Origin of the sequence: Amycolatopsis sp. NPDC051716 (assembly GCF_040681595.1) — a bacterium.
Lineage (GTDB): Bacteria > Actinomycetota > Actinomycetes > Mycobacteriales > Pseudonocardiaceae > Amycolatopsis.
This window is the reverse complement of record NZ_JBFAZA010000029.1, coordinates 98,670-111,836: the sequence shown is the minus strand read 5'-3', so window position 1 is coordinate 111,836 and position 13,167 is coordinate 98,670. Positions and strand designations below refer to the sequence as shown.

Here is a 13,167-nt window from a genome sequence, read left to right as displayed (position 1 = left end):
CGCGCCATGTCGACACCGAACCAGCCGGCCGTACCGGCCGAGTCCGCCGGGTCGGCGGCGGCGAACCTCAGCCAGGTCACCATCGCCACGCCCGCGATCCACGACGGCGACGAGCAGCCGGAGCGCAACGGCAAGAAGGTGAAGCTCGAGGGCATCGGCCCGACCGGCCGCCCGATCCGCGAGCACCCCGATCCGGCGCCGCTCGACAGGCACGGCCCGGCCAAGATCATGGCGATGTGCAACCAGAAGGGCGGCGTCGGCAAGACGACGTCGACCATCAACCTGGGTGCCGCCCTCGCCGAGTACGGCCGCAAGGTGCTGCTCGTCGACTTCGACCCGCAGGGCGCGCTCGCCGTCGGCCTCGGCATCCAGCCGCACGAGCTGGACCAGACGGTCTACAACGCCATCATGGAGCGCTCGGTCAGCGCCACCGACGTGCTGATGAAAACCCGCGTCGACGGCGTTGACCTGCTGCCGAGCAACATCGACCTGTCCGCGGCGGAGGTCCAGCTCGTCGCGGAGGTAGGGCGCGAGCACACGTTGTTACGGGTCCTGCGTCCGGTCATGAACGACTACGACTATGTTCTTGTCGACTGCCAGCCCTCGCTCGGCTTGCTCACGGTGAACGCGCTGACCGCCGCGGACGGCGTGATCATCCCGCTGGAGTGCGAGTTCTTCAGTCTGCGAGGCGTCGCCCTCCTGATCGACACCATCGAGAAGGTCCAGGAACGCCTCAACCCCAAACTGGACATAGTCGGGATTCTCGCCACCATGTACGACCCGAGAACCCTGCATTCGAAGGAGGTCATGGCTCGCGTGGTGGAGGCATTCGGCGAGACCGTGTTCGACACGGTCATCAACCGCACTGTGCGGTTCCCCGAGACGACGGTCGCGGGTGAGCCGATCACGACCTGGGCGCCCAAGTCGGCCGGCGCGGCGGCGTACCGCCAACTGGCCCGCGAGGTGATCGCTCGGTGAGCAGGCGCGCTTCCCTGCCCGGAGCGTCGGAACTCTTCAGGATTACGACCAGCACCGCCAGCCCCGCCCTCGATCTCCCTCCCCAGGCACCGCCCGAGCCCGTCGAGAAGCCCCAGCCGAAGCCCGCGGGCAACGGCCGGCCCGACCAGCTCGCGCGCAGCGCGGCCCCGCACGGATCGGGCCGGACCAAGCACGACGCGAAGATCACCGTGTACGTCTCCGGCGACGAACTCGTCGCCATGGAGCAGGCCCGGCTGACGCTGCGCGCGAAGCACGACCTGGTCGTCGACCGCGGCCGGCTGGTGCGTGAGGCCGTGGCGGTGCTGCTGGCCGACTTCGACCAGAACGGCGAGGAATCGGTGCTGGTGCAGCGGCTGCGGGTGGTCGGCTCAGACGGCGGCGAAACCGAGGACTGATGGACGAGCCGGCACCGGCTCCGGAGGTCCCCGAAGAGCACCAGACAGTGCACGGCGGGATGATCCCCGAAGGCGTCGACACCGAAGAACTGAGCACGTCGAAGTTCAAGGTGCGGCTGGCCAACTTCGAAGGACCGTTCGACCTGCTGCTGCAGCTGATCTCGCAGCACCAGCTCGACGTCACCGAAGTGGCGTTGCACCGGGTCACCGACGACTTCATCGCGTACACGCGCGCGCTGGGCACCGACTGGAACCTCGACGAGACCACGGAGTTCCTGGTCATCGCGGCGACCCTGCTCGACCTCAAGGCCGCGCGGCTGCTGCCGTCGGCCGAGGTGGAGAACGAGGACGACCTCGCCCTGCTCGAAGCCCGCGACCTGCTGTTCGCGCGGATCCTGCAGTACCGCGCGTACAAGCAGGTGGCAGCCCTGTTCGGCGAGCTGGAACAGAACGCGCTGCGGCGCTACCCGCGGTCGGTGGCGCTGGAGGAGCGGTTCATCGGGCTGCTGCCCGAGGTGATGCTGGGCGTGACGCCGCAGAAGTTCGCCGACATCGCGGTGGCGGTGTTCCGGCCGAAGCCGCCGCCGACGGTGTCGATCGCCCACATCCACATGGGCCGCATTTCGGTGCGCGAGCACGCGGCGATCCTGCGGGTGATGCTGGCCGAACGCGGCCAGGCGACGTTCGGCGAGCTCGTCGACGACTGCGAGCACACGGTGGAGATCGTGGCGCGCTTCCTGGCGCTGCTGGAGCTGTACCGCGAGGCGACGGTGCAGTTCGAGCAGAGCGAGGCACTGGCCGAGCTGCACGTCCGCTGGACGGGCGGCTCGAAGGAAGAAGCCTCCGCGGCGGCCGAGCTGGACCGCACCGCCGGAGACGAAGAGGAGTACGGGTGAACCCCGAGAACGACGAGCAGGTTTCCCCGCCCGAGCCGCCCACCGGCGAGCCGGCGGAGGCCGCGGCGGAGCTGGCCCTGGACGAGGCCCTCTCCGGCGAGCCGGTGACCGAGGACGGCGACCCGGTGGAGCCGCTGGCCGAGGACGAAGCTGCCGCCGAGCCTGAAGCTGCTGCTGGGCAGGGCGAGGATGCGCCGGCTGAGCCGGAAGCCGCTGCCGAGCCGGAGGTGCCTGCCGAGGAGGCCGCTGCCGAGCCGGAGGTGCCTGCCGCGGAGGCCGCTGCCGAGCCGGAGGTGCCTGCCGCGGAGGCCGCTGCCGAGCCGGAGGTGCCTGCCGCGGAAGCCGCTGCCGAGCCGGAGGTGCCTGCCGCGGAAGCCGCGGCCGAGCCCGCCGAAGCGGCCGATCCCGAGTCCGGCCTGGTCGCCGCCGGGGACGCCGACTCCATGCCCGACGTCACCTCCGACGAGGCCCTCGAAGCCGCCCTCGAAGCGCTGCTCCTCATCGTCGACTCGCCCGCCGGGGAAGAACTCCTGGCCGACACCCTCGGCCAGCCGAAGTCGCGGATCGTCGTCGCGCTGCGGACCATGGCGCAGAAGTTCACCGACCGGGCGTCCGGGATCGACCTGCGGCGAGTCGGCGAAGGGTGGCGGTTCTACACTAGGGACGTCTATGCCCCGTTCGTGGAGAAGCTCCTGCTGGACGGCCAGCGGTCGAAGCTGACCCGGGCCGCGCTGGAGAGCCTCGCCGTGATCGCGTACCGGCAGCCGGTGACCCGCGCCAGGGTCGCCGCGGTGCGCGGCGTGAACGTGGACGGCGTGATCCGGACGCTGCTCGCGCGCGGCCTCATCGAAGAGATGGGGACCGATCCCGAGACGACCGGCACGCTGTACGTGACGACCGAGCTGTTCCTGGAGCGACTGGGGCTGTCGTCACTGAACGACTTGCCCGCCATCGCTCCGTTGCTACCCGAAGTGGACACCATCGATGACATCCAGTGAACACCCCGACGGCGTCCGGCTGCAGAAGGTGCTGTCGCAGGCCGGGGTCGCCTCCCGGCGCGCGGCGGAGGACCTGATCGTCGCCGGCCGGGTCGAGGTGGACGGCGAGGTCGTCACCGAGCTGGGCCGCCGCGTCGACCCGGACGCCGCGATCATCCACGTCGACGGCACCCGCGTGAACCTGCGCGACGACCTGATCTACCTCGCCCTCAACAAGCCCAAGGGCGTGCACTCGACGATGTCGGACGACCGGGGCCGCCCGTGCGTCGGCGACTACCTGCGCGGCCGCTACGAGGAGACGCCCGGTGTCGTGCACGTCGGCCGGCTCGACGAGAACACCGAGGGCCTGCTGCTGCTGACCAACGACGGCGACCTCGGGCACCGGCTGATGCACCCGTCGTACCGCGTGCTCAAGACCTACCTCGCCGAGGTCGACGGCCTCGTCCCGCGCGGGCTCGGCAAGGAGCTGCGCAAGGGCTGGGAGCTGCCGGACGGCATCGTCAAGGTCGACCAGTTCCGCGTCAAGGACATGCACTCCGGCAAGTCGCTGGTGGAGCTGGTGATCCACGAGGGCAAGAAGCACATCGTGCGCCGCCTGCTCAAGGACACCGGCCACCCGGTGCTCAAGCTGGTCCGCACCGCGGTCGGCGACGTCCAGCTCGGCAACCAGCGCGTCGGCTCGATCCGGCGGCTGACGAAGGGCGAGGTCGGCGCGCTCTACCGCAACGTCGAGCTCTGACGACCGGGCAAGCCCGGTGGTCACCGCACGGCGGTGATGAAGCCGTCGAGTGCGTCGTCGCCCGGGCGGGCGTACTTCGCGGCCAGTCCGGCGTGGGAGACGATCGCCGGTTCCCAGCCGTGGCCGCGCAGCCACTCCGGCGCCCGGTCGCCGAGGCCGCCCTGCCACAGGCGGGTGACCCGCTCGGCGCCCGGTGTCGCCTCGGCCCGGGCGAGCAGGCGGTCCCGTGATTCGGCCGTCCGGTGCTCGAACGCCACCTGACTGCCGGGCGCGGAGAGCTCGCCCACGGTCGTGAGCATCGCTTCGGCGTCTTCGCGGGACAGGTAGACCAGCAAGCCTTCGGCCAGCCACGCGGCCGGGACGCCGGGGTCGAACCCGGCCCCTCGCAGCGCACCCGCCCAGTCGTCGCGCAGATCGGCCGGGATCACGACGCGCTCGCACGCCGGCACGGCGCCCTGGGCGGCCAGCACCTCGTCCTTGAAGGCGAGGACCTCGGGCAGGTCGAGTTCGAACAACCGCACGCCGGGCGGCCAGCCGAGCCGGAAGGCGCGCGCGTCGAGCCCCGCGGCGAGCACCACGACCTGCGAGCAGCCGGCGGCCAGCAGGTAGTCGTCGTAGAACCGGGTGCGGATCGCCACTTGCCGGGCGAAGAGCGCGCCGAGGCCGCCCTGCGGGGTTTCGCCCGGCGCGATGGGCAGCACGGCGCTCCCCGCCGCGTGGAACGCGGCGGCGTACGGGTCGTCGAACAGGCGGTCCGGGCGGCGGCTTTCGTAGGCGCGCAGGGCGGCGACACCGACGGCGGTGACGCTCACCGCGGGCAAGGACTCGGTCACGATTTCCAACGTACGCCCGACTTTCCGCCGTAGCAGGCTCCGGCCCCGGCTCGCTAGCGTGACCGGTATGCGACTCGGTGTGGTCTGCGGCGTCCTCGCGGTGCTCCTGTCCGGCGCGGTGGCCCCGGCCGCCGCGGCCCCCGCGGGGAGCGAACCGGTCTACGACTACGCGAAGGCGGTCCGCGAAACCGTCTGGGTCGACATCGGCCGCGACGGCGACGGCGACGGCCGCCCGGACCGCGTCGCCGCCGACATCGTCCGGCCGGGTGAAGCGGCGGCGTCACGCGTTCCGGTGATCATGGACGCCAGCCCGTACTACTCGTGCTGCGGGCGCGGCAACGAGAGCGAGCTGAAGTCCTACGACAGCGCCGGGAAACCGGTGAAGTTCCCGCTGTTCTACGACAACTACTTCGTGCCGCGGGGTTACGCCGTGGTGCTGGTCGACCTGGCCGGGACGAACCGGTCGGCCGGCTGCACGGACGTCGGCGGCGCCTCGGACGTCGACTCGGCCCGCAAGGTCGTCGACTGGCTGAACGGCCGCGCGACCGGCTACACCGCGAAGACCGGCGGCAGCGCGGTGACCGCGGGCTGGAGCACCGGGAACGTCGGGATGATCGGCAAGTCCTACGACGGCACCATCGCCAACGGCGTCGCGGCGACCGGCGTCGCCGGGCTGAAGACCATCGTCCCGATTTCGGCGATCAGCTCCTGGTACGACTACTACCGCTCCGACGGCGCCACCTTCGGCTCCAGCCCGGTGGGGCTCGCGCAGACCGTCGAGGACCGCAACAGCGGGCAGGACTGCTCGGCGCAGAACCAGCTCCTCCGGCAGGGCGCGACGGCGAACGGCGACTACGGGCCGCTGTGGGCGGCGCGGGACTACGTGACGAACGCGCGGAACGTGCGCGCCAGCGTGCTGCTGTCCCACGGCGTCAACGACCTCAACGTCAAGACCATCCACTTCGGACAGTGGTGGGCCGGGCTGAACGTGGAGAAGAAGATCTGGTTGTCGCAGACCGGGCACGTCGACCCGTTCGACTACCGGCGCGCGGACTGGGTCGACCTGCTGCACCGGTGGTTCGACCACTACCTGCTCGGGATCGACAACGGCGTCCAGAACGGCCCGCAGGCCAGCGTCGAGCGGCAGCCGGACCAGTGGGCGGACCAGAGCGCGTACCCGGCGGCCGGTGCGGTGGCGACGACCCTGCGGCCACACGCGTCCGGCACGCTCGGCACGGGAGCGGCGTCCGGCACGGCGTCGTTCACCGACAACCCGGGCCTCGGCGAGGACACCTGGGTGACCAATCCGGGCACGGCCGCGCTGACCTACTCGACCGGGACGCTCGCGTCCGACCTGCAGGTCTCGGGAACTTCGTCGGTGACCGTGACGGCGACGCCGAGCACGTCGTCGGCGCGGCTGTCGGCCCTGCTCGTGGACCTCGGCCCGGCGACGATCCGCAACTTCGCGGGCAGCGGCGAGGGGATCAAGACGGGAACGTCGGAGACCTGCTGGGGCTCGTCGACGTCCGGGGACGACGCTTGCTACCGCGTCGCGACGGCGGACGCGAGGAAGGTGAACTACACGATCCTCAGCCGCGGCTGGGCGGACCTGGCGAACTACGCGTCCCTGTCCCAGGAACGACCGCTGACGCCGGGAACGGCGTACACGATGACGTTCCGGCTGGCGTCCACGGACCACGTCGTGCCGCGCGGCCACGCACTGGCGCTGATCGTCGGCGGCACGGACGGCAGCTTCATCCGCGGGCCGGCCCAGCCGGGCCGGGTGACCCTGGACCTGGCGCGGACGTCAGTGTCGGTCCCGCTGCTGGGCATCCCGCCCGCCGCGACGACCCACCCGGCCCCGGCCGGCGGCGGCGCGTTCGTGCCGTCGGCGGGCCGGGCTGACCTGCGCTAGTCGGTTGCCCCGGAAGGCCGATTTCGCTCGGGAAATCCGGTGCTAGGCTCGAATTTCCCTTGCCGCGCAACGAGGAGCCGCCATGCCGGACCGGATGAAGCCGAGCACCACGTGGGCCGCTGCTGTCGTCGTGGCGGCGGCCGGTGTGCTGTCACTGGCTTCCGCACCGGCCGCTTCGGCGGCGACCACGACGTCCTGCGCGGGGGGATACTCGATCGGCCCTCCCGGCTGGCCCTTCCCGTTGTCCCCGATCCACCTGGGGACGTCGTGCACGGGATTCTCCGACGCGGGTTCGCCGTACGTCTTCAAGATCGCCACCTTCAACGCCATCTCGACCCAGCAGCCGTACAACCATTACTTTTACAACATCACGGCGACGTGCACCGCGTACTCCAACAGCGGGACGGACCTGGTCGCGACGGGCTGTACCTTCACCTTCTGATCCGGCAGCCGTCAGTTCGCCTCGGCGGTGGCTGCCTTCGTGGCCGATTTGCGTTGCAGGGTGCGGACGATCGGCTCGACGACCCGGGCGGCCGTCGGGCCGAGGATCGCCATCAGCAGCACGTACGCCGTCGCCAGGGCGGCCAGCTCGCCGTCCACCGCGCCCGCCGTCACCGCCAACCCCGCTATGACGATCGAGAACTCGCCCCTCGCGACCAGGGCCGCGCCGGCCCGCGCGCGGCCCAGGCGGCCGATGCCCTGGCGCCGCGCCGCCCACCAGCCGGTGCCGACCTTCGTCAGCGTCGTCACCACCGCCAGCACGATCGCCCAGCCGAGCACCGGCGGGATCGACGCCGGGTTCGTGTTCAGCCCGAAGACGACGAAGAACACCGCGGCGAACAGGTCGCGCAGGGGTTCCAGCATGCGCGTCGCGTTCTCCGCCGTGGAGCCGGAGATCGCGATGCCGAGCAGGAACGCCCCGACCGCCGCCGACACCTGCATCGCCGACGCCAGCCCGGCCACCAGCAGCGCCGCGCCGAGGACCTTGAGCAGGAACACCTCGCGGTCCGGGCTGTCGACGGCCGCCGAGACGTACCGGCCGAACTTGAGCGCCACGACCAGCACCACGGTGATCACCAGCAGCGAGATGCCGACGGCCTCCAGGCCGCCGAGCAGGGAGACGCCGCCCAGCACCGCGGTGAGGATCGGCAGGTAGAGCGCCATCGCGAGGTCCTCGAACACGAGGATCGAGAGCACCACCGGCGTCTCGCGGTTGCCGAGCCGGCCGAGGTCGCCGAGCACCTTGGCGACGATCCCGGACGACGAGATGTACGTGACGCCCGCCATCACCATCGCGCCGACCGGGCCCCAGCCCAGCAGCAGCGCGACGGCCGCGCCGGGGGCGGCGTTGAGGACGATGTCGAGCAGGCCCGCCGTCCACGAGCGGCGCAGCCCGGTGAACAGCTCGGCCGCGGAGTACTCGAGGCCGAGCAGCAGGAGCAGCAGCACGACGCCGATTTCGCCGGCCAGGTGCGTGAAGCCGCCGATGTCGGTCAGCGGGATCAGCCCGCCTTGCCCGAAGCAGAGGCCGCCGAGCAGGTAGAGCGGGATGGGGGAGAGGCCGATCTTGCCGGCCAGGCGGCCGAGGACGCCCAGCACGAAGAAGACCGCCCCCAGTTCGATCAGGGACAGCGCGGTGTGGTTCATCGCACCGCTCAGCCGTACTTGAGGATCTTGGCGGCGGCTTCGAGGCCTTCGCTCGTGCCGACCGCGACCAGCAGATCGCCGCCGGTGAACGTGAAGTCCGGCGTCGGCGACGGGTGCACCTGCCCGGCCCGCGCCACCGCGACCACCGAGACGCCGGTGCGGGTGCGCATCGCGGTGTCGCCGAGCGTCCGGCCGTCGAACGGTCCGGACGGCTGGATCGGCAGCTGTCGCGTGCTGATCCCCGGCAGGTCCCGGTGCTCCTCCGTCAGCTGGGCGACCAGCTGCGGCGCGCCGAGCAGGTTGGCCAGCGCGCCGGCCTCGTCCGCGGTGAGCGGGATCGAGGCGGCGCAGGCATCGGGATCGTCCGATTTGGACACGATCAGCTCGATGTGGCCGTCCCGCTGGGTGACGACGCCGATGCGGCGGCCGGTACGGGTGGCGAAGTCCTTGCGGACCCCGATGCCGGGCAGGGGAGTTACTTCGACGTTCACCCAACCACCGTAACCCAGGTGTCCGATTCGCGGGATTTCAGCCGAGCAGCAGAAGCAGGCCCGCGACGGCCATCACGGCGGCGGTCCCGCCGTGGACGCCGAAGGCGATGGCCTTCTTCCCGCGGTGGCGCAGGACGATCAGCATGTCGAAGACGGGCCAGAGGGCCGCGACGAGGATGACCCAGCCCAGCGCGCGCGGGTCGCCGTAGATCATCAGGGTCAGCGGGACCAGGCCGGCCCCGATGTCGCGGCCACCCTTGACGTTCAAGAACGTGTCGGCGTTCTCGGGGACCTCGGTGAAGCCGAAGCCGGCGGCGATCTTCTTCGGCGCGAAGACGTAGTTGAGGCCGACGTAGATGATCCCGAGCGAGACGATCCCGACGAGGATGTAGCCGGTGACGAGCATGGTGTTCCCTCCAGTTTTCTAGCGTTGCTAGGATTGCTAGCAACGCTAATCTAGCGGCGCTAGTTTGTCTAGCAGTGCTAGCATGTGACGTATGACCCAGCGACAACGGCGTGTGCGCGACCGGACCGAGCGGGGGCAGCGGATCGTCGCCGCGGCCCGGGAGCTCGCCGAGGCGGAAGGCTGGGACGCGGTCACCACCCGGCGGCTCGCGGGCCTGATCGAGTACAGCCAGCCGGTGCTCTACAGCCACTTCCCGGGCGGCAAGGACGCGATCATGACCGCGGCCGCGTTGGAGGGCTTCGCCGAGCTGGCCGCGGCACTGGCCGGAGCGCGCGAGGGTGGGCTGGCCGGAATCGCGGGCGCGTACATCGGGTACGCCGAGGCGAAACCGGCGCTCTACGACGCGATGTTCACGCTCGCGTCCGAGCTGCGGTTCGCCCGGGACGACACCCCGGAGGTGATGAAGGCGAACTTCGCGGAGCTGCTCGCGGTCATCGAGCCGGTGGCGGGGGAGCAGGACGCCGGTGTGCTGACCGAGGTGTTCTGGAGCACGCTGCACGGCCTCGTGACGCTGGATCGCGGCCGCCGGCTGTCCCCGGAGAACCGTGACGAGCGCCTCGCACTGGTGGTGGCGCGCTTCGGCGCGCGGGGCGACTGATCTCCTCCGGGGCCCGACCGGCAGAATGGACGCCGAGCCGACCGAGACGAGAACGCGAGGAGAGTGCTGGTGACGGGAGCCCTACGTGGTGTGGTCGCGCTGGACGGCCCGTCGGGGACCGGGAAGACCACCGTCGCCCGCAAGCTCGCCCAGCGCCTCGGGGCCGGCTACCTCGACACCGGCGCGATGTACCGGATGGTCACCCTCGCCGTGCTGCGCGCCGGCGTCGACCCGGCCGATGCGAACGCCGTCGCCGCGCTGGCCGACCGGACCGAGTTCACCATCGGCACCAGCCCCGACCGGCCCGAGATCCGCCTGGCCGGCGCCGACGTCGCCGCGGACATCCGCGGGCCCGAGGTCACCAAGGCCGTCTCGCCCGTGTCCGCCGTCCCGCACGTGCGGGAACTGCTGGTCGCGCGGCAGCGCCAGATCATCGAGGACGTCGTGGCGCACCGCGGCGGGATCGTCGTCGAGGGCCGGGACATCGGCACCGTCGTCGCGCCGGACTCGCCGCTCAAGGTCTTCCTGACCGCCTCGGCCGACGTCCGCGCGTCGCGCCGCAGCACCCAGGACACCGCGGCCGGGCGCCAGTCGTCGGTCGCCGACGCCCGGGCGAGCGTCGAGCGCCGCGACCACCTCGACTCGACCCGTGCCGCCTCGCCGCTGCGCGCGGCCGACGACGCCGTGCCGGTCGACACCTCCGAGCTGTCGATCGACCAGGTGATCGTCGCTCTCAGTGAGCTGGCCAGCCACCGCGGTCTGCTGGCGGGGTGCAACGCCGAGGTAGTGCGATGACCGCTGACGGACTCCCCCAGGGATCCGTCGGCAGGCTCCACGACGCCGGGCGGGTCTTCGCCCGGTACTATCTGCGCTCGGCCTTCCGCATCCGGGTGCACGGCCGCGAGCGCGTCCCCGCCACCGGGTCGCTGCTCGTGATCGCCAACCACAGCTCCATGATCGAGCCGCAGCTGATCTTCGGAATGCTTCCGCGGCGTTCGGCGTTCCTGGTCAAGGCCGAGATGTTCGGTGGGATCGTCGGCAAGTTCATGCTGGCGATCGGGCAGATCCCGCTCAAGCGCGGCGAGATCGACCGCAAGCCGCTGCTGACCGCGGTCGGCGTCCTGAAGGACGGCGGAGTCGTCGGGATCTTCCCCGAAGGCACCCGCGGTACCGGGGACGTCGGCGCGGCCGAACGCGGCGCGGCCTGGCTGGTCCGGGCCTCCGGCGCGACCGTGCTCCCGGTCGCGACGCGGGGCACGCTCAAGCCGGCCGACGGCAGACGGCGGTTCCGGCCGCGGGTGGACATCCTCGTGGGCGAGCCGTTCTCGCTCAAGGTCGGTCCCGGGAAGACCGGGCTCGACCAGGGCACCGAAGAGCTGCGCGGTGAGCTCGCGGCGCTCGTGAAGACTTTGGACGACTGGCGTGCCGAACACGGATTCGGTGCGGTATAAGGGAAATTGGGTCAGTGATGGAAGAGTTGGACAGCGTCGGCGAAGTCGACGGCACCTGGTCGGAAGAGACCGAGTTCGCCGCGCTCGACGCGCAGATCGAGGCCGCCGAGCTGGCCGAGGAGGCCGCGCTCGCGCAGCCGGTGCTCGCCGTCGTCGGCCGCCCGAACGTGGGCAAGTCGACGCTGGTCAACCGCATTCTCGGCCGGCGCGAAGCCGTCGTGCAGGACGTGCCGGGCGTGACCCGCGACCGCGTCGCCTACGACGCCTACTGGGGTGGCCGCAAGTTCACCCTGGTCGACACGGGCGGCTGGGAACCGGACGCGACCGGGCTGCAGGCCTCCGTCGCCGCCCAGGCCGAGCTGGCCATGCAGACCGCGGACGCGGTCCTGCTGGTCATCGACGCCTCGGTCGGCGCCACGGCCACCGACGAGGCCGTCTCCCGGGTGCTGCGCCGCTCGAAGAAGCCGGTGCTGCTGGCCGCCAACAAGGTCGACGACGACCGGCTGCTCGCGGACACCGCGTCGCTGTGGTCGCTCGGCCTCGGCGAGCCGCACCCGGTCAGCGCGTTGCACGGCCGCAGCTCCGGCGACCTGCTCGACGCCATCCTCAAGGCCCTGCCCGAGTCGCCCCGCGAGGGTGGCGCCGCGACGTCGGGGCCGCGGCGCGTCGCGCTGGTCGGCAAGCCGAACGTCGGCAAGTCGAGCCTGCTCAACAAGCTCTCCGGCGAGGAGCGCTCGGTCGTCGACTCGGTGGCCGGCACCACCGTCGACCCGGTCGACTCGCTGGTCGAGCTGGACGGTGACACCTGGCGGTTCGTCGACACGGCGGGCCTGCGCAAGCGCGTCAACTTCGCCGCCGGTGCCGAGTACTACGCCTCGCTGCGCACCAAGACCGCGATCGACGCGGCCGAGGTCGCGATCGTGCTGCTGGACGCGGCCGAGCCGCTGTCCGAGCAGGACCTGCGGGTGCTGACCATGGTCGTCGAGGCCGGCCGGGCCTGCGTGCTGGCGTTCAACAAGTGGGACCTGGTCGACGAGGACCGCCGCTACGCGATGGTCCGCGAGCTGGACCGCGGCCTGGTCCGCGTGCCGTGGGCGGAGAAGGTCAACATCTCGGCGCTGACCGGCCGTTCGGTGCGCAAGCTGGCGCCGGCGCTGCGCACGGCGCTGGCCTCCTGGGACAAGCGGGTGCCGACCGGCCAGCTCAACGCGTGGCTGTCCGACCTGATCGCGGCCACCCCGCCGCCGGTCCGGTCCGGCAAGCAGCCGAAGGTGCTGTTCGCGACGCAGGCCGGCATCCGCCCGCCGACGCTGGTGCTCTTCACCACCGGCTTCCTCGAGGCGGGCTACCGCCGGTTCATCGAGCGCAAGTTCCGCGAGCAGTTCGGCTTCACCGGCAGCCCCGTCCGGGTGAATGTGCGGGTCCGGGAAAAGAAGGCGAAGCCGAAGGTCGGCGGAAAAGCCGCCCGAACCCGGTGATTTCCTGACCCGTTTCGGACGACACGCGTGATTGGGGAGTCGACACGCGTGATCAGCGGGTCGACACGGCGGATGTCCGGCCGGATGCCGTGTCGACCTTCCAATCACGCGTGTCGACCCTTCCGTCACGGCTGTTCGTCCGGTCCGGGGTGAGGTCCGACACGCTAGCGTGATCCGGGAGATATCTTTCCTTCACCTTGCGTTACAGTTGAAGGTCGTTGCGGGCGCCTCAATCGGAGAGCAAGCCCGGTGGAGGCTCCC

Annotated in this window: 15 protein-coding genes; 11 read left to right on the top strand and 4 right to left on the bottom strand. The window is 71.3% G+C overall.

Annotated elements, in window-relative coordinates; all coding sequences use genetic code 11:
• Positions 1-6 precede the first annotated feature (6 nt).
• From AB0M30_RS33100 to AB0M30_RS33080, 5 genes are read left to right on the top strand one after another with little or no spacing between them, the layout of a single operon-like run.
• Complete coding sequence (locus AB0M30_RS33100; RefSeq protein WP_364591938.1) at positions 7-978, top strand: AAA family ATPase; 972 nt, start codon at positions 7-9, stop codon at positions 976-978.
• On the top strand, positions 975-1,394 hold the full coding sequence (locus AB0M30_RS33095; protein WP_103338602.1) for a cobyrinic acid a,c-diamide synthase: 420 nt from the start codon (positions 975-977) through the stop codon (positions 1,392-1,394). Before AB0M30_RS33100 ends, AB0M30_RS33095 begins: the two co-directional genes overlap by 4 nt.
• Positions 1,394-2,290: a segregation/condensation protein A gene (locus AB0M30_RS33090; protein WP_364591935.1), complete on the top strand. Its 897-nt coding sequence runs from the start codon at positions 1,394-1,396 to the stop codon at positions 2,288-2,290. The genes AB0M30_RS33095 and AB0M30_RS33090 overlap by 1 nt, the downstream gene beginning before the upstream one ends.
• Positions 2,287-3,288, top strand: coding sequence for an SMC-Scp complex subunit ScpB (gene scpB / locus AB0M30_RS33085; protein ID WP_364591932.1), 1,002 nt, complete (start codon positions 2,287-2,289; stop codon positions 3,286-3,288). Before AB0M30_RS33090 ends, scpB begins: the two co-directional genes overlap by 4 nt.
• Entirely contained in the window at positions 3,275-4,027 is a 753-nt protein-coding gene (locus AB0M30_RS33080; RefSeq protein ID WP_103338605.1) for a pseudouridine synthase, read from the top strand. Before scpB ends, AB0M30_RS33080 begins: the two co-directional genes overlap by 14 nt.
• 20 nt (positions 4,028-4,047) lie before the next feature.
• Here AB0M30_RS33080 and AB0M30_RS33075 read toward each other — a convergent pair whose 3' ends face one another.
• Positions 4,048-4,860 carry an SAM-dependent methyltransferase gene (locus tag AB0M30_RS33075; RefSeq protein WP_364591929.1) on the bottom strand — a complete coding sequence of 271 codons (813 nt, stop codon included), beginning with the start codon at positions 4,858-4,860 and terminating at the stop codon, positions 4,048-4,050.
• A gap of 67 nt (positions 4,861-4,927) precedes the next feature.
• Here AB0M30_RS33075 and AB0M30_RS33070 point away from each other — a divergent pair, with 67 nt between their 5' ends.
• The gene (locus tag AB0M30_RS33070) at positions 4,928-6,775 is read left to right on the top strand and encodes a Xaa-Pro dipeptidyl-peptidase (RefSeq protein ID WP_364591926.1); all 1,848 of its coding nucleotides are present in this window, start codon (positions 4,928-4,930) and stop codon (positions 6,773-6,775) included.
• Between the two features lie 82 nt (positions 6,776-6,857).
• The gene (locus tag AB0M30_RS33065) at positions 6,858-7,217 is read left to right on the top strand and encodes a hypothetical protein (protein ID WP_364591923.1); all 360 of its coding nucleotides are present in this window, start codon (positions 6,858-6,860) and stop codon (positions 7,215-7,217) included.
• A gap of 11 nt (positions 7,218-7,228) precedes the next feature.
• Here the strand turns inward: AB0M30_RS33065 and AB0M30_RS33060 are convergent, their stop codons facing one another.
• From AB0M30_RS33060 to AB0M30_RS33050, 3 genes are read right to left on the bottom strand one after another with little or no spacing between them, the layout of a single operon-like run.
• Positions 7,229-8,422: a cation:proton antiporter gene (locus AB0M30_RS33060; RefSeq protein ID WP_364591921.1), complete on the bottom strand. Its 1,194-nt coding sequence runs from the start codon at positions 8,420-8,422 to the stop codon at positions 7,229-7,231.
• 8 nt (positions 8,423-8,430) lie between these two features.
• The gene (locus tag AB0M30_RS33055) at positions 8,431-8,913 is read right to left on the bottom strand and encodes a cation:proton antiporter regulatory subunit (RefSeq protein ID WP_364591918.1); all 483 of its coding nucleotides are present in this window, start codon (positions 8,911-8,913) and stop codon (positions 8,431-8,433) included.
• 37 nt (positions 8,914-8,950) lie between these two features.
• Complete coding sequence (locus tag AB0M30_RS33050) at positions 8,951-9,319, bottom strand: DUF4267 domain-containing protein (protein WP_364591915.1); 369 nt, start codon at positions 9,317-9,319, stop codon at positions 8,951-8,953.
• Positions 9,320-9,410: 91 nt separating this feature from the next.
• On the opposite strand from AB0M30_RS33050, the gene AB0M30_RS33045 reads away from it, so the two are divergent.
• The 4 genes from AB0M30_RS33045 to der all read left to right on the top strand — a co-directional run bounded on the left by AB0M30_RS33045 (position 9,411) and on the right by der (position 12,906).
• Positions 9,411-9,977, top strand: coding sequence for a TetR-like C-terminal domain-containing protein (locus tag AB0M30_RS33045; protein WP_364591912.1), 567 nt, complete (start codon positions 9,411-9,413; stop codon positions 9,975-9,977).
• A 90-nt stretch (positions 9,978-10,067) separates the two neighbouring features.
• Entirely contained in the window at positions 10,068-10,772 is a 705-nt protein-coding gene (cmk, locus tag AB0M30_RS33040; RefSeq protein ID WP_364592006.1) for a (d)CMP kinase, read from the top strand.
• Positions 10,769-11,428 carry a lysophospholipid acyltransferase family protein gene (locus tag AB0M30_RS33035; RefSeq protein WP_364591909.1) on the top strand — a complete coding sequence of 220 codons (660 nt, stop codon included), beginning with the start codon at positions 10,769-10,771 and terminating at the stop codon, positions 11,426-11,428. The genes cmk and AB0M30_RS33035 overlap by 4 nt, the downstream gene beginning before the upstream one ends.
• Positions 11,429-11,445: 17 nt before the next feature.
• Positions 11,446-12,906, top strand: coding sequence for a ribosome biogenesis GTPase Der (der, locus tag AB0M30_RS33030; protein ID WP_364592003.1), 1,461 nt, complete (start codon positions 11,446-11,448; stop codon positions 12,904-12,906).
• The last annotated feature ends 261 nt before the right edge of the window (positions 12,907-13,167 follow it).